13 protein-coding genes are annotated in these 15,318 nt (G+C 61.7%); 7 read left to right on the top strand and 6 right to left on the bottom strand.

Annotation, left to right across the window (positions count from 1 at the left end; all coding sequences use genetic code 11):
- Positions 1–315 carry a hypothetical protein gene (locus ACW4PC_RS19410; RefSeq protein ID WP_455874851.1) on the top strand — a complete coding sequence of 105 codons (315 nt, stop codon included), beginning with the start codon at positions 1–3 and terminating at the stop codon, positions 313–315.
- Between the two features lie 65 nt (positions 316–380).
- Here the strand turns inward: ACW4PC_RS19410 and ACW4PC_RS19405 are convergent, their stop codons facing one another.
- The gene (locus ACW4PC_RS19405; protein WP_455875068.1) at positions 381–2,303 is read right to left on the bottom strand and encodes a methyl-accepting chemotaxis protein; all 1,923 of its coding nucleotides are present in this window, start codon (positions 2,301–2,303) and stop codon (positions 381–383) included.
- A gap of 320 nt (positions 2,304–2,623) precedes the next feature.
- Here ACW4PC_RS19405 and ACW4PC_RS19400 point away from each other — a divergent pair, with 320 nt between their 5' ends.
- Both ACW4PC_RS19400 and ACW4PC_RS19395 read left to right on the top strand, forming a co-directional pair.
- Positions 2,624–3,370 carry a TlyA family RNA methyltransferase gene (locus ACW4PC_RS19400; protein WP_455874850.1) on the top strand — a complete coding sequence of 249 codons (747 nt, stop codon included), beginning with the start codon at positions 2,624–2,626 and terminating at the stop codon, positions 3,368–3,370.
- Positions 3,367–4,617: a class I SAM-dependent RNA methyltransferase gene (locus ACW4PC_RS19395; protein ID WP_455874849.1), complete on the top strand. Its 1,251-nt coding sequence runs from the start codon at positions 3,367–3,369 to the stop codon at positions 4,615–4,617. Before ACW4PC_RS19400 ends, ACW4PC_RS19395 begins: the two co-directional genes overlap by 4 nt.
- Positions 4,618–4,710: 93 nt before the next feature.
- Here ACW4PC_RS19395 and mcpU read toward each other — a convergent pair whose 3' ends face one another.
- From mcpU to ACW4PC_RS19380, 3 genes are all read right to left on the bottom strand, one after another.
- Positions 4,711–6,804 carry a methyl-accepting chemotaxis protein McpU gene (gene mcpU, locus ACW4PC_RS19390; protein WP_455874848.1) on the bottom strand — a complete coding sequence of 698 codons (2,094 nt, stop codon included), beginning with the start codon at positions 6,802–6,804 and terminating at the stop codon, positions 4,711–4,713.
- A gap of 207 nt (positions 6,805–7,011) precedes the next feature.
- Positions 7,012–7,764 carry a crotonase/enoyl-CoA hydratase family protein gene (locus tag ACW4PC_RS19385; protein ID WP_455874847.1) on the bottom strand — a complete coding sequence of 251 codons (753 nt, stop codon included), beginning with the start codon at positions 7,762–7,764 and terminating at the stop codon, positions 7,012–7,014.
- Between the two features lie 8 nt (positions 7,765–7,772).
- Positions 7,773–9,551: an acyl-CoA dehydrogenase gene (locus tag ACW4PC_RS19380; RefSeq protein ID WP_455874846.1), complete on the bottom strand. Its 1,779-nt coding sequence runs from the start codon at positions 9,549–9,551 to the stop codon at positions 7,773–7,775.
- Positions 9,552–9,751: 200 nt separating this feature from the next.
- Here ACW4PC_RS19380 and ACW4PC_RS19375 point away from each other — a divergent pair, with 200 nt between their 5' ends.
- Together ACW4PC_RS19375 and ACW4PC_RS19370 are read left to right on the top strand one after the other, a co-directional pair.
- A complete protein-coding gene (locus ACW4PC_RS19375; RefSeq protein WP_039844162.1) occupies positions 9,752–10,747 on the top strand; it encodes a transporter in 996 nt (331 codons plus the stop codon).
- A gap of 109 nt (positions 10,748–10,856) precedes the next feature.
- Positions 10,857–11,234 carry a VOC family protein gene (locus ACW4PC_RS19370; protein ID WP_455874845.1) on the top strand — a complete coding sequence of 126 codons (378 nt, stop codon included), beginning with the start codon at positions 10,857–10,859 and terminating at the stop codon, positions 11,232–11,234.
- A gap of 166 nt (positions 11,235–11,400) precedes the next feature.
- On the opposite strand, the gene ACW4PC_RS19365 is transcribed toward ACW4PC_RS19370, so the two are convergent.
- Positions 11,401–11,880, bottom strand: coding sequence for a BA14K family protein (locus ACW4PC_RS19365; RefSeq protein ID WP_455874844.1), 480 nt, complete (start codon positions 11,878–11,880; stop codon positions 11,401–11,403).
- A gap of 161 nt (positions 11,881–12,041) precedes the next feature.
- Positions 12,042–13,286 (bottom strand): aromatic ring-hydroxylating oxygenase subunit alpha, encoded by a 1,245-nt coding sequence (locus ACW4PC_RS19360; protein ID WP_455874843.1) that lies wholly within the window; start codon positions 13,284–13,286, stop codon positions 12,042–12,044.
- A 378-nt stretch (positions 13,287–13,664) separates the two neighbouring features.
- Between ACW4PC_RS19360 and ACW4PC_RS19355 the strand changes: the two genes are divergently transcribed.
- On the top strand, positions 13,665–14,273 hold the full coding sequence (locus tag ACW4PC_RS19355; RefSeq protein WP_455874842.1) for a DUF6656 family protein: 609 nt from the start codon (positions 13,665–13,667) through the stop codon (positions 14,271–14,273).
- A 55-nt stretch (positions 14,274–14,328) separates the two neighbouring features.
- A complete protein-coding gene (locus tag ACW4PC_RS19350; protein WP_455874841.1) occupies positions 14,329–15,303 on the top strand; it encodes an L-threonylcarbamoyladenylate synthase in 975 nt (324 codons plus the stop codon).
- Positions 15,304–15,318 lie beyond the last annotated feature (15 nt).

Below are 15,318 nucleotides of genomic sequence, written 5' to 3'. Positions count from 1 at the left end.
ATGCGGAGGTCCTGGCACCGCTTTTTCGAAGGCGAGATCCTGTACCGGCTGCTGAGCGGGCCGCAGGCGGGTCTGCTTGAGCAGATCGCCAATGGCGAAAGCCGACTGAACCAGATCGGCTGGGCAATCGATTTCGTGCGCAGATCAGGCGCAGGAGGCGCCGCGCCTCATGGTCGTGGAAGGCATGACGGCGGCAAAGCGGGATTTCGCGTCGGCTACGACAGCCCATCCCAGTTCAGCGGCGACGATGTCCGGTTCCCCGATATGCCGCCGAAACGCAACGTCGAGCGGATGCGCGGCATCAACGGCATTTAGCACGCAACAACGACAAGGGCGGCCAAACCGACCGCCCCTCTTATATGCCAGATCGATCAGCGATCTCAGAATTCCGTCCAATCGTCTTGGACGGCTGCGGCGGTTGCCGCCTTGCCGCGGAAGGCGCTGGCGAGCTTGTTGGTCAGCGCGCGGGCGGGCGATGCAACAGGGCGGGCGCCGGATTGCGCGGCAATCGCACGGGGCGCGGCCGGTGCGGCCTGGCCGAGCTTGAACTGTTGCAGCAAGGCGTCCAGCGCGTTGGCTTCCTGAGCCAGCGCATGGCTTGCCGCCGTTTGCTCTTCGACCATGGCAGCATTCTGCTGCGTGCCCTGATCCATATTGTTGACGGCGGTGTTGATCTCCTGCAGGCCGATCGACTGTTCGCGCGTCGCGGTGACGATCGCGCCGATATGGCGGTTTATCTCCTGGACCTCGCTCACGATCTCGGCAAGCGCTTTGCCGGTTTCACCGACAAGCGAGACGCCGGTGTTGACATGGTCGCCTGAGGTCGTGATCAGCGCCTTGATCTCCTTGGCGGCGTTGGCGGAGCGCTGGGCCAGTTCCCGCACCTCCTGGGCGACGACGGCAAAGCCCTTGCCCGCATCGCCTGCACGGGCGGCCTCGACGCCCGCGTTCAAGGCAAGCAGGTTCGTCTGGAAGGCGATGTCGTCGATGACGCCGATGATGTTGCTGATCTCGCCCGAGGACTTCTCGATCTGCTGCATGGCGGTGACGGCCTTGCGGACAACATCGCCGGAGCGCTCGGCACCGAGACGCGCACGCTCGACCAGATGGCCGACATCTTCGGCGCGCTTGGCGCTGTCGCGGACCGTCGTCGTGACCTCTTCGAGAGCTGCGGCGGTTTCCTCAACGGCAGCAGCCTGCTGTTCGGTGCGGCGCGCGAGGTCGTCGGCTGCAGAGCGGATTTCGCCGGCGCCGGCATTGATCGCCGAGGCATTGCGGCCAACCGCCTGGAGTGCCGACTGAAGCTTTTCAGCGGCGTGGTTGAAGTCGTTTCGCAGGCTGTCGAAGTGAGCGGAGAAGGGCGTTGCGATCCGGCTTGCGACATCGCCGTTGGCGAGGTTCGAAAGACCGCCCGCCAGACTGTCGATCGCAAAGCGGATCTCGGCTGCCTCGCGGGCCTTCTCCTCGTCGGAGAGCTGGCGCTGGCGCTCGGCCTCGTCGCGCATGCGGTCCGTCTCGCCGGAAAGGCGCTGCTTTTCGATTGCGGCCTCCTTGAAGACCAGCACCGATTTCGCCATCAGGCCGACTTCGTCGCCGCGGTCGAGCGCCGGCACGTCGATATCGTTGTGGCCAGCTGCCAAACGGCCCATGGCGACGGTCATGCCGACGATCGGCTGCGCGATGGTACGTGATAGAAGCCAGGCGAGCATGGCCGCGGCAAGCGATGCAGCGATGCCACCGACGATCAGCGTGAAGGTCAGATCCTTGTTGGCGTCGAGCTGGGTTGTGGCAAAGGCCGCCGACTTTTCACGGGCGACAGCCTTGATCTTGGCGGAGGCCTGACGGAAGCCGTCGAGTTGTCCTTTCGTGGCGTTCACACCGATCTTGACGACGTCTGCGATCGGCGTCTCGGTTTCCTTGCGGGCCTTGGCCTGCGGTTCGGCAAGTTCGTGGAAATAGAGATCGGCCGCCTTCTGCATGCCGTCGATCATCCCGATCAGTTCCGCCTCGCCTGCAGCTGTCTGCTTGGCGGCAGCAATCGCCTTCAGCATGCGTTCGCGATTGGCGAAGATATCGCCATAGGTGCTGTCGCTGCGGAAGAGGATGAAGCCCCGCAGGTTGACGGCCTGCTCCAGCATCGCCTGCAGCGCGTCGTCGATGTGATTGACGAGGAGCTCCGATTTCTCCTGTTCGGCGGCAGCAGCGGCCGAGGCGTTCGCCTTGCTGTACACATGGGCTGAGACGGAAATGAAGATGAGAATCAGCGCTGCAAAGGTTGCGGCAAGCTTTCCCTTCAAGGACATGTTGGCGAACACCGGTCAACTCTCCTGACAAAAACGGCGAAACAAGCCGCGCGAGACGCAGCGGCAGAGCGAATAAAACTAAATCATGATCTGCAGGTGGAGGTTATGATGCCATCATGGCAGGGAACGGCCCGGGCGGACCGCTGCAATCACCGCGACGCTACGGGCACCGGATTTAAATTTACTTAATCTGTCCTGTCCAAAATTTGGGAGAGGAATTGTTTCCACGCGCGTCGCATTTCCTCGAAAGCCCTCATCTCATCTGCGGCGACGGCAACAAAAGGCTTGCAAGCAGCGGATTTGCCGGTCATGCACAGCCGATGTCCGATCAGAATACCCAGCGCCTCGACCAGCTTCTCGTGAGCCTCGGCCTTTTTTCCAGCCGCTCGCGGGCACGCGATGCCGTCAGCCGTGGCACAGTGAAGGTCGGCGGCGCTGTCGTGACAAAGCCGGGCGCTCTCTTTGCCGAGGACGTCGAAATCGAGGTCGATGATCCGGCGCAGGATTACGTCTCCCGTGCCGCGCTCAAGCTCATTGCGGCGCTCGATCATTTCCATCTCTATCCGGCGGGCCACCACTGTCTCGACATCGGCGCTTCGACGGGCGGCTTCACGGAAGTGCTGCTGGAGCGCGGCGCGGCCCATGTGACCGCCATCGATGTCGGCCACGGGCAGATGCATCCGCGCATCGCAGGCGATCCGCGGGTCACGAATATCGAGGGGCTGAACGCCCGCAATTTGACGGCAGAGGATATCGGCCGGCCAACAACCTTCGTCGTGTCGGATGTTTCGTTCATTTCGCTGAAGCTGGCGCTGGCGCCTGCGTTGCAGATCGCCGAGCCTGGCGCCATTGCAGCGCTTTTGGTAAAGCCGCAATTCGAAGCCGGGCGCGAAGCGATCGGCAAGGGCGGACTGTTGAAGGACCCTTCCTCCGCGCCCGTGGTCGCGGCGGAGCTCGAGCGCTGGTTCGCCGAGGACATGGGCTGGAAGAGCCTCGGGCTCATCGCTTCGCCGATCGCCGGCGGCGACGGCAATCAGGAATTTCTACTCGCAGGAACGAAGCCGTGAGCACCGAAACAGTCACCATCCAGAAACTCGGCGGCCAGGGCGACGGCATTGCCGACGGCGCGGATGGCCCGATCTACGTGCCCTTCTCGCTGCCCGGCGAAAGCGTGGCGATCGCGCGCGTCAAGAACCACGGCACGATCATGTCGATTGCCAAGCCCTCTGCCGACCGGCAGGAGCCGCCCTGCCGCCATTTCGGCCCGGACGGCGTCAACGGAACTTGTGGCGGCTGCACGCTGCAGCACATGGCGGATCAACCCTACCGGACCTTCAAGCGGCAGTTGGTGATCGACGCACTGAAATCGAAGGGCATATCGGCCGAGGTCGGCGAACTCGTCCCGGCACATCCCGGCGAGCGGCGGCGCGTCGTCTTTGCGGCACGCAAGACCGAGAAGGATATGCTGATCGGCTTCAACCAGGCCGAAAGCCACCATATCGTTGCGATCGAAGAATGTCCCATCTCGTCGGCAGCGATCCTTGCACGGCTGCCGGCGATCAAGGCAATTGGCGCAGCGCTTGCCACCAGCGCCGAGGCCTTTCGCATTTCGGTTCTCGAATTACTTTCCGGGCTCGATCTCGCCGTCGACGGGATCAAGAAAATGCCGGACCCGCAGCGGCGCAAGGCGATTGAAACCGTGCTTGGCCTTCGCGGCATCGCGCGCGTTTCGCTGAATGGCGAAATCCTGGTCGAGCCCTCCAAGCCGATCGTCGACTTCGGCGGTGTGCAGGTCTCGCCGCCGGCTGGCAGCTTCACCCAGGCGACGAAGCCAGCCGAAGAGACGATGGCCGAGCTGGTGCTTGCCCATGTCGGCAGGGCAAAGCGCATCGCCGATCTCTTTGCGGGCGCCGGCACTTTCTCTCTTCGGCTTGCCCGGATCGGACGCGTGCATGCCGTCGAAGGCGAGGAGAAGGCGCTCGCCGCCCTCGACCAGGCGGCGCGCAAGACACAAGGGCTGAAGCCGGTCAGCGTCGAGAAGCGCGACCTCTTCCGCCGCCCGCTGATGACGTCCGAACTGAAAGTCTATGACGCGGTAGTCTTCGATCCGCCTCGCGCCGGAGCGGAGTTCCAGTGCCGCGAGCTCGCCCGTTCGACAGTGAAGAAGATCGCCGCCGTCAGCTGCAATCCGCTGACACTGGCGCGCGACCTCACCATTCTCATCGAGGGCGGTTACCGGATCACCGGCGTCACGCCGATTGACCAGTTTCTCTGGACCTCGCATGTCGAGGTGGTGGCGACGCTGGAAAAATAGGCCACAGGCTCTCGCTGAGCCGCCATTGCGATCCAGCGCGCGAACGAAAATGCCCGCACCAACGCGGGCATTTTTGGTTTGAAGCGGCAGGGATCAGGCGGCGCGGCGGCTAGCCGAAGCCGTCATTGCATGCGCCCCGGATTGTAGGTTGAACTGCGCCAGAAGCTGCATCAGCTTTGCGGCCTCGGTTGCGAGGCCGTGGCTTGCCGCTGTCTGCTCTTCGACCATTGCAGCGTTCTGCTGTGTGCCCTGATCCATTGTGTTGACGGCCATATTGATCTCGTGGAGGCCGGTCGATTGCTCACGGGTGGCCGTGACAATCGCACCGACATGGCGGCTGATTTCCTGCACCTGCAGGACGATCCCCTCCAGTGCTTTGCCGGTATCGCCGACCAGCGTCACACCGGAGCGAACCTGGAAATTCGAGGCCGTGATCAGGCTCTCGATCTCCTTGGCCGCCTTGGCGGAACGCTGCGCCAGTTCCCGAACTTCCTGCGCGACGACGGCAAAGCCCTTGCCTGCCTCGCCGGCACGTGCGGCTTCGACACCGGCATTGAGCGCCAGAAGGTTCGTCTGGAACGCGATATCGTCGATGACGCTGATGATGTTCGAAATCTGCTCGGACGACTGCTCGATGCCGTTCATCGCATTGACCGCCTTGCGGACGATCTCGCCGGATTCTTCGGCGCCGGCGCGTGTGCGGTTGACGAGATTGCCTGCTTCCTCGGCGCGGCGGGCGGTGTCCTTGACGGTGGTCGTGATCTCCTCGAGTGCTGCGGCAGTCTCTTCGACTGACGCTGCCTGCTGCTCCGTGCGGCGGGCGAGACCATCGGCAGCCGTGCGGATCTCCGACGCACCGGCATCGATCGCATGCGCGTTGCGGCCGACGGTCTGGAGTGCCGCGTGCAGCTTGCCGACGGCCGTGTTGTAGTCGCTGCGGAGACGGTCGAGATGCACGGCGAACGGCGTTTCGATGCGGTGGGCGAGATTACCCTCCGAAAGCGCTCCGAGCGCACCCGCCAGCGCATCGACGGCGGTACGGATTTCCGCCGCCTCCAGCGCTTTTTGCGCTTCGCGATCCTGACGCTCGCGCTCGGTCAGTGCGCGGCTGGTCTCGGCCTCTCCTTCCAGGCGCTCGCGGTCGATTGCGTTGTTCTTGAAGACGGCGACCGCTTCGGCCATCGAGCCGATCTGATCGCGGCGTTCCTCACCGGGAATGGCGGCGGAGAGATTGCCGGCTGCCAGGTTCTGCATCGCAGCCGTCATGGCGGTGACCGGGCGGATGACGAGACCGTGCAGCAGCCAAGCCATGGCGACGATCATCAGGCCAACGGCGAGAAGCGTGGCGATGGTCGCCGCGATGCGGAATTCGTTCAGGGACGCGAAGGCCTTGTCGCCGTCAACGACGAAGCCGAGATGCCACTCGACCGTCGGCAGACCGTCAACCGGCAGGAAGCTGACGAGAACCGGCTTGCCGTCGAATACGCTCTCGACCAGGCCGGGACCGATCGACGGCGTCGCGTTCGGGAAGGCATCGGCAAGCGTCTTGGTAACAAGCTTGGCATCCGGATGGATGAGAATCTGGCCGCTCTTGTTGACCAGGAAAGCCATGCCCTGGCCGCCGAGATCGATCTCCTTGATCATCGTCACCATGGTATCGAGCGAGAAATCGCTGCCGACCACGCCGGCGAGCTTGCCGTCGCGCTTGACCGGAACGGCAGCGCTGATGATGAGATCGCCGCTCGAGGCGTCGGTGTAGGGCTCGGTCAGAACGGGCGCATCGGCCTTGACAGCGTCCTGATACCACGGGCGCTTGCGCGGATCGTAGTCCGCCGGGAGCGGCAGGTCCGGCCAGGACGTGAAGACGCCCTGTTCGTCGCCGAGATAGGTACTGACGAACTGCTTCGTTAGGACGTCGTTCTGCAGCACGCTGACAACGCCGGCGCGATCGGCAGCCTTTGCGGAGGCGTTCGCGACCATCGCGGTCAGCGTGACGCGACCGTTCATCCAGTTGGCAAGGCTGCGTGCAGCCTGCTCGCCGGAAGACTGGATATTCGCTTCGATCGAGGCCGTCGTGACGCTGCGCTGCACCGAATTGATATAAGAGGAAAAGGCGACAAAGGCCGCGAGAACGACGGCAGACGCGGCGACAAGGATGCGCGTCATCAAATTCGTCTTCTTTTTCAAGATGCGTTCCTTTCGGATCGTCTGCCGTCCCGTCGGCGCGCAGGAACGCGGGGCGGGAGCGCGGAACGGGCAGAGGGCTCATGGAGACAAGGATGCGCAAAGCGCCTCATGCGCCCGGACGACCGAATGGAATCAGCTCGTCACCCCCTGATTATTAGGGGTTACTTAAAACAGGCTTAAAATTTCGCAAAAATCCTGTGCCCCGCATCAGCGGCGCATGAAGGCCTCGAAAGCCGCACGGGCTTCCGCGCTCTTCAACTGTGCGGCAAAATGCCGGGCCTCGTCATCGATGCGCGCAATGATCTCGGCACGGTCGCCGCGGATGAGATCACGAGCAATCTTCAAGGCTTCCGGCGGCTTGGCGGCGAGTTTTGCGGCGGCAGCAAGGGTTAGGGGCTCAACGTCCGGCGCGGAGCAAACCTTCCAGACCAGCCCGGCATCCTTTGCCTCCTGCGCGGAGAATGCTTCACCTGCAGCAAGCAGGGCGAAGGCGCGCTGATGACCCATGATGCGCGGCGCAAGCAAGCTGGAGGCAGCTTCCGGAACGAGCGCCAGATCGACGAAAGGTGTGCGAAACTGGCTGCGGTCGGAGGCGACCGTCAAATCGCAATGCATGTGCATCGTCGTGCCGATGCCGATCGCCAGCCCATCGACGCCGGAAACCAGCGGCTTTTCGGCATTGACGAGCGCATTGAGGAAATCGAGAAGCTCCCGGCCAAGGGAGCCACCCATCGCCGCCGCAAGGAAGTCGCCGATATCGTTACCTGCGGAAAAAGCGCCTTCCGTGCCGAGGAAGACCGTCGCCCGGATGGCGATGTCCTCATTCGCGACCTTCAGCGCTTCGGTCATCCGCACATACATGGCGCGGGTGATCGCGTTCTTCTTTTCCGGGCGGTTGAAGCGAATGATCTGTACGCCGGGATGGGCAGCGGATTGTTCGACGATGATGTGGTCGGACATGATGATCCTCAGGCAAGAGCAATGCGGGCAGCGGCGAGACTATCTGCGCCGTTGATGACGCGATCCTTCAAGGCTGCGGTTTCCGACAACAGATTTTCGGCGGCAAAGCGGCAAAGCGCAATGCGGCTTTCCTCCGCACCGTCAGATACCCTGGCAAGCCCGCCTTTGGCGAGGTAGGAGCCGGTCAGGGCGAGCCCGAAGAGGCGCTGATAGGGCGTCGCTCCCGAAAGGGCATCGGCCACCTTGCCATCTGCCTGCACCTTCAAAAGCCAGCCGGTTGCCTGTTCGAGATCGGCGATGGCCGAATCAAGCCGCGCTGCCGTTTCGCCAAAGCCATCGAGATTGGAACTGCGCACCTGATCGGCGATATCGCGAAGTTCGGCGAGGAAGCCTTTCACGTGATCGCCGTTCGAAAGCGGCAGCTTGCGGCTGACGAGATCGATCGCCTGGATACCGTTGGTGCCTTCGTAGATCGGCGCGATCCGAGCGTCGCGCAGGAAGCGCGCAGCGCCCGTCTCCTCGATGAAGCCCATGCCGCCATGGACCTGAATGCCGAGCGAGGCGACCTCGACGCCCGCATCGGTCGAGAAGGACTTGGCGATCGGCGTTAGAAGCGCAGCGCGTTCCTGCCAATGCTGCTTGTCTCCACTGGCGCGATGCGACATGTCGATCGCGTGAGCGCAGGCATAGGAAATGGCGCGGGAGCCTTGCGTCAGCGCCTTCATCGTCAGCAGCATGCGGGCAACGTCGGGATGTTCGATGATCGGGCTCATGCCGCTGCCGTTCCAGCCGGGCGCCCTGCCCTGCGTGCGCTCCATGGCATAGGCTATCGCCTTCTGCGTTGCGGCTTCGGCGATCGCGACACCCTGCATGCCCACCGTCAGGCGGGCGTTGTTCATCATCGTGAACATGCAGTTGAGACCCTTGTTCTCCTCGCCCACGAGCCAGCCGACCGCCCCCTTCTCGCCGCCGAACCTGCCGTCGCCATAAATCATCGTGCAGGTGGGCGATCCGTGGATGCCCATCTTGTGTTCCAGGGAATGGCAAAAGACGTCGTTGCGGCGACCAAGCGAGCCATCGTCGTTGACAAGGAACTTCGGCACGAGGAACAGCGAAATGCCGCGCGTGCCGGCCGGTGCATCAGGCAGGCGGGCGAGGACGAGATGAATGATGTTGTCCGTAGCGTCGTGCTCGCCCCAGGTGATGAATATCTTCTGGCCGAACAGGCGATAGGTGCCGTCATCGCGCCGCTCGGCCCGGCTCTTCAGCGCGCCGACGTCCGACCCTGCATGCGCCTCGGTGAGGTTCATGGTGGCAGTCCACTCGCCGGAGATGAGCTTCGCCAGGTATTTGTGCTGAAGTTCCGGGCTGCCGTGGGCGCTCAGCGCCTCGACCGCACCCATCGTCAGCGTCGGGCAGAGCGCGAAGGCTGTGGCGCCGGAATTCCACATTTCAAGAGCGGCGACGTTCAGCATGTTAGGCAGGCCCTGGCCGCCATATTCCTCGGGGCCTGTCAGTCCGTTCCAGCCACCTGCGATCCAGTCCTGATAGAGTTTCGCCCAGCCATCCGGGGTCTTCACTTCGCCGTCAACCAGACGAGCGCCCTGCCTGTCGCCGATCTCGGCCAGCGGGGCGACTTCTTCCGTCGCGAAACGACCGGCTTCGTTCAGGATCGCATCGACGAGATCCTCGCCGAGGTCACCGAGCAGGCCTTTATCGATCGCGTCGCTCAGCCCTGCGACATGTCTCAGAGTAAACGCGATGTCCTCGACGGGCGCCTTGTACATATCATCTCCTCGCATCTCAAACGGAACCGTGGTTCCAAGCCTCCGATGGAAGAGCTAATTGATTTTTACGTAAACGTCAATTTCGAATTCGGCGTTTCGGAATTGACGACATCTTGCCGCTCGCAGGTCTTCACACTTGCACAAACAACCGTCATGGAGAATCTCTAAACAGACAGATCGCATCGAAAGGATCGCGACCGATGGATACATTGCCCGCCAATATACCCGGCCTCGTCTGGGCCTACAGTTTTCCGGCAGGAAGCGGTAAGGCAGTGCGCCTGCACAACAGCGCGTTTCCGGCAGAACTGGTGTCCGGCAACGGCTTTTACTGGCTGCATCTCAACCTCGCCGATGCGCGCGTCCCTGCCCTGCTCGAGACGCTGGACGGCCTTTCCGAAGATGCCAAGACGGCTCTCACAACGCGCGATACGCATGCTGCGCTTACCGTGGACGAGCAAATGCTCTACGGCACGCTCATCGATTGCCAGCGTGAATTCGATCAGGATACCAACGATCTCGGATGGCTGCATTTCGCGATCGCCGATCGCTTCATCATCACCACCCGTTTGCAGCCGCTGCGCAGTGTCGAGCGGGCGCGCGCGATGATCGAAAAGAATCCGGCAAAATTCTCCCGGCCGGTGGACCTCTTCGAACTGCTGGTGATCGAGTTTCAGCGCACGCTGATTTCCGTTGTCATGGAGCTCACCGAAGAGCTGAACCTCATCGAAGACTTCGTCTACGACAACGTTTCGCGCGATGAGCGGCGGCGGCTGGCGCCGGCACGCCGCACAATCGTGCGCCTCCACCGGCACCTTAGAAACGTCTTGACGCTCATGCGGCGTGCCTCGGCCTCCGACGAGGACGAGATGCCCTTCGGCTTCGAGGATATCGCCGGCCGGCTAACGAGCAGGCTGGAATCGGTCGACCACGATATCTATGCATTGCAGGAACGCGCCCGCTTGCTGCACGAGGAAATCGACTCGAAGCAGTCCTCCGAGACCAACCGTCACCTCTACATCCTTTCGATCATGACCGCCTTCCTGCTGCCGCCAACGCTGGTGACCGGCTTCTTCGGCATGAATACGGCTAATCTACCCTTCGCCGAAGGACCTGGCGGTACGGAATACGCGGTGGCGCTCCTTATCGCTTCGGTGCTGCTTGCCTGGTGGCTGCTCAAGCGGGTCAATATTCTCTGACAAAGAAAAATCGCTATTCAAAGCAACTGCTCCCATAAACGCATATCGAAATAGCGCAGACTTTGCGTGCCGGCTCGCACTTCGTCGCGCAGAAGCATAAGATCACACCATGAAAGTGCGTGCACTCGACCACATTGTACTCTGTGTAAATGATGTTGCGGTGACCTGCCGTTTCTACGAACGCGTGCTCAGCATGGAGGCCCGGGAGGAGCGACCCGGCAAGTGGTCATTGCATTTCGGCACCAACAAGATCAGCCTTCAGGACGCCGGTGCATCGCCAAACATAGCCCGCGAAACTGTCCCGGGCAGCGGAAACTTCTGTTTGCTAACCGATACCCCGCTGGATTCGGTCATCCTGCAGATCAAGCGCCAAGGCATCGAAATTGTTGACGGGCCGGGCGAGCGGGCCGGAGCGATGGGTAAAATCCTGTCCGTTTACTTCAAGGATCCGGACGGCAACCTCGTCGAGGTGAGCAACCAGCTCTAGACCGCATCGAGTCGAGACGAAGGCTTTGCGGTGTTGCGCGTTCGTCTCTGGCGCAAAGCAGCCGCCATTGTGCCTTCCTCTCGAGGTGAGCTAGCGGCATTTATACATAATATCGAAAAGCCCGGCAGTGCTGCCGGGCTGATCGGTTCAAAAATTGTATTAAGCCTCAGTTGTAAGGCGAATAGCATTGCTGCCGCGGGCCGTTGTAGGGCTGGAACGTATTGTCGTAAGCCCGGTATGAACGGTAGCGGTTTGCGCACCAGGCGACGTGACCGCCGCCGCCACTGTAGGCCGGCGGGGCAACGTAGCGCGGCTGCGAGGCGATCGCGCCACCGATTATGGCGCCGGCGCCGAAAGCAGCCAGCGGATACCAGTAGCCGTTATAGTGACGATAGCCAGGGCGCGAATAGCGATAGCCGCGATATCCGCCATAGTAACCAGAGCGATATGCGGGACGGTAACCCGGATAGAATCCGGGACGATAGCCCGGGCGATAGTAACGGCGATACTGAACGTTCTGCACGTCCGAGGATTTTTCCATCTGCGGTGCTGCCGGCATCTGAATGGCCTGGGACGGCACGAAGCTCGTTAGGACAACAGCGACGGAAAAGACGGCACTGGCAATTTTCTTACTGAGCACATTCATTGTATTCTCCAATCCCCAAGCGCGAATCTGGCCTCGCCTGTAACGTATGAGTGCGGAAAATGTTCCCAACACGCGCCGTTCGGCATGGATTGAGTTTCTACCGGAACCCAAATGAACCGGGGATTAACCGGTTCATTTTCCGCAATTGAAACGGGAAGAGTTCAGGCGACGTCGGAAAGCTTCGCCTGATCGCCCTGGAGGCGGTTCACCATGAAGTTCGAATACCATTCGAGGAACTGCATGACGCCGCCTTCATGGAGCATCGAGTAGGGACCGGGCTCATAGGCCGGCGAGTGGATCCCGAAGGCGTTCTCTTCGACGATGCGCCGGTCCTGATCGTTGGTTTCCGTCCAGACGTGGGTGAGTTCCTCGAGATTGTAGTCCACGCCTTCGACGGCGTCCTTGTGCACGATCCACTTCGTCGTGACGGCTGTCTCGTTGGCGCTGAGCGGCAGGACGCGGAACGAGATCGCGTGGTCGCCGAGCAGGTGGTTCCAAGTCGTCGGATAGTGAAAGAGCAGCATGGTTCCGATGCGGTCGATCTTCACATCCTCCGAAAGCGGGCGCTTGACGGCACTCTTGCCGGACATGGTGTAGCTTTCGGCATCCTCGATCAGCGGCATGCGGGCGGTACGGAACTGGCCGTCCGGCGAGATCTGGAACTTGCTCGGAAGGCCCGCCGCCTCGCAGCGCGCCCAGTGACCGGCGATTTCCGGGTCGTCGGCGCCACCGTCCGTGCCGGTGACGCTCGGGGCTTCCGGATAGGTGCGGCAAAGTTCCGGATGGTTGGCGGCGCAGTGATAGCACTCGCGGTTGTTTTCCCAAACGAGCTTCCAGTTGCCCTTCTCGATAATGGTGTTCTGGAAGGCGATCTTGCCTTCGCTCAGACGGTGGGGAAGCAGATAGGGGCTCACCATGTCGCGAATCGGCTGGAAATCCGGTGCCTTTTCTGCCAGGCAGATGAAGATGTAGCCCGCAAAGTTCTCGCAGTGCACGGGCTTCAGGTTGTAGCCGCTCTTGTCGAAATCATCGCCCATGTGGCGGGCGAAGGCGAGCTTGCCGTCGAGGTCATAAGCCCACTGGTGATAGGGACAGACGAGGCGGACCGACGAGCCGTGCTCCTTGGTGCAGACACGCGAGCCGCGGTGGCGGCAGCTGTTGTGGAAGGCACGGATGACGTTGTCGCGGCCGCGTACGATGACGACGGGATACTGGCCGATCTGAACCGTGAAATAGGCGCCGGGCTTCGGCAGTTCGCAATCATGGCCCATGAACAGCCAGTCGCGATAATAGATCATCTCCATATCGAGCTTGAAATAATCTTCGTCGATATAGAAAGGCTGCTCAAGGCTGAAGCCTGCGCGCCGGTTCTTGAGCTGCCGCAAAACGTTGCTGCGAATATCCATCTGTTTATCCTCGTGCCATAGGCTGCCGCCGCGAAGGCGGGATGGAAGCGCCCGCTTCTCCATGCGGGAGAACTATCATGGCTTCATTTAAACACCGGCCATGACTGCCGCTTGGTTGTAATGCGACATCGGCTTCGAAATTGACGACAGCGTGGCGAGGCGACACGATTTTCGCCTCCGCCCCAGAGCCTTCAAATGCGACATCCGACGAACTCAAACCTGACAGCGCAATCCACCTGCATTCGCCGTCATTATCGCATCTGCGACGCCCTTTCGCCACACGCTCCCGCCATCATGCGCAGGAGACGCGCTTTAACGGGCCATTAAGCATAAACTCCTATGTTTCCCTTATCGGACAAAGCAGATGGAATGCGAGCCATGGCGAAACTTCGCTATTTCGACGCCAAAGGAGATGCCAGGCCGCAGGACATGAAGCCTGCAGCGCCGCATTCAGAATTTCTCCGCACCGGCAAGATCACCCGCGATCGTGCGCACTGGCTCGCCGAAGAACGCCGCTACCTGAGCTACCGCGAAGTAAGCGAAAAAACCGGCCGAAAACTGCACACGGCAGGCATCAAGGCGCACCAGCAGATCAATGGCTTCCACCGCACGATCCAGTTCCCCAAGACGGTGTTCCACCGGACGCTCGCCGACAGCCCGCATCTCGGCTACTGCCATGTCACGGCGGCCCGGACGAAATTCGCCCGCTACGAGGAGGTCAGTTGGGCCTTCTACATCGCTAATTTCTACGCAGACATCGGCGACAACGACAATTTCTTCCATCACATCGATATCAAATATTCCCGCATGTATTTCGCCGTCGCAATCAAGCCCGGCGAGCATACGCCGGAGAAAATGACGATCGACCGCTCCATTCGCGGAAATGGCGTGCTCTTCAGATCCGACGATCCGCAGGTGGCGATCAGGAATGTGCTTCTGCTTGGAGCCCGCAACGAACAGCTTCGCGAAATCATCCGCCAGCTCTGATATTGATCGCAAGCTTTCAAAGGCCTATGGGACTGCCTGCAACAACGGGCGGCACATGGCACGCATAATCGACATCGCAGAACATCGACATGAAGCGCTGCAAATGGCGTCCGCCGTGCTTTCGGAAGGTTTTCCGGTCGCCATCCCGACTGAGACCGTCTACGGCCTTGCTGCCGATGCCACCAATGCGGCGGCGATAACCCGTATCTACGAGACCAAGGGCCGCCCCCGCTTCAATCCGCTGATCTGCCATATGAGCGATCTGGCGATGGCGGAAGAATATGCGCAGTTCGATCCGATCTCGCGCGCACTGGCGGAAGCCTTCTGGCCAGGGCCGCTGACGATCGTCCTGCCCCTGAAGGCGGAAAGCCAGATCCATGCGCTGGCAACTGCCGGTCTGGATACGGTTGGTATCCGCGTGCCGAAGGGGTTTGCGGGCGATCTGATCCGCGCCTTCGGCAAACCGCTCGCCGCACCGAGCGCCAACACATCGGGCAGGATCAGCCCCACCAGCGCAGCGCATGTCGACGCCGATCTCGGCAGCAAGATCCGGCTCATCGTCGATGCAGGCGCCAGCACCGTCGGCGTCGAATCCACCATCGTCAAGGTCGAGGACGGGGAACTGAAACTGCTGCGGCCTGGTGGGCTTCCGGCTTCCGAGGTCGAGCGCGTCGCCGGCAAGCGGCTGCGGCGTGCCGGCAAGGCATCCGCAGCAATCGAGGCTCCCGGCATGCTCGCCTCGCATTATGCGCCCGGTGCCAATGTCCGTCTCGATGCCGGGGCTGTTAAAAGCGACGAGGCCTTGATTGCCTTCGGCGCGGCCGATGTCGCGGGTGCGAGCGATGCCGCCATCGTGCTCAACCTCAGCCCCTGTGGCGATCTGGCGGAGGCGGCTGCCAATCTTTTCGACTATATGAAGAAGGCCGATGCCAGCGGCGCAGCGACGATCGCCTTTTCGCCGATACCGGACGAGGGTCTTGGCGAAGCGATCAACGACCGTTTGCGGCGTGCCGCCGCGCCGCGCGAATAACAAGGAAGGAATGAG

It is taken from the genome of Rhizobium yanglingense (assembly GCF_977109285.1).
This window is presented reverse-complemented; position numbering and strand designations above follow the sequence as displayed.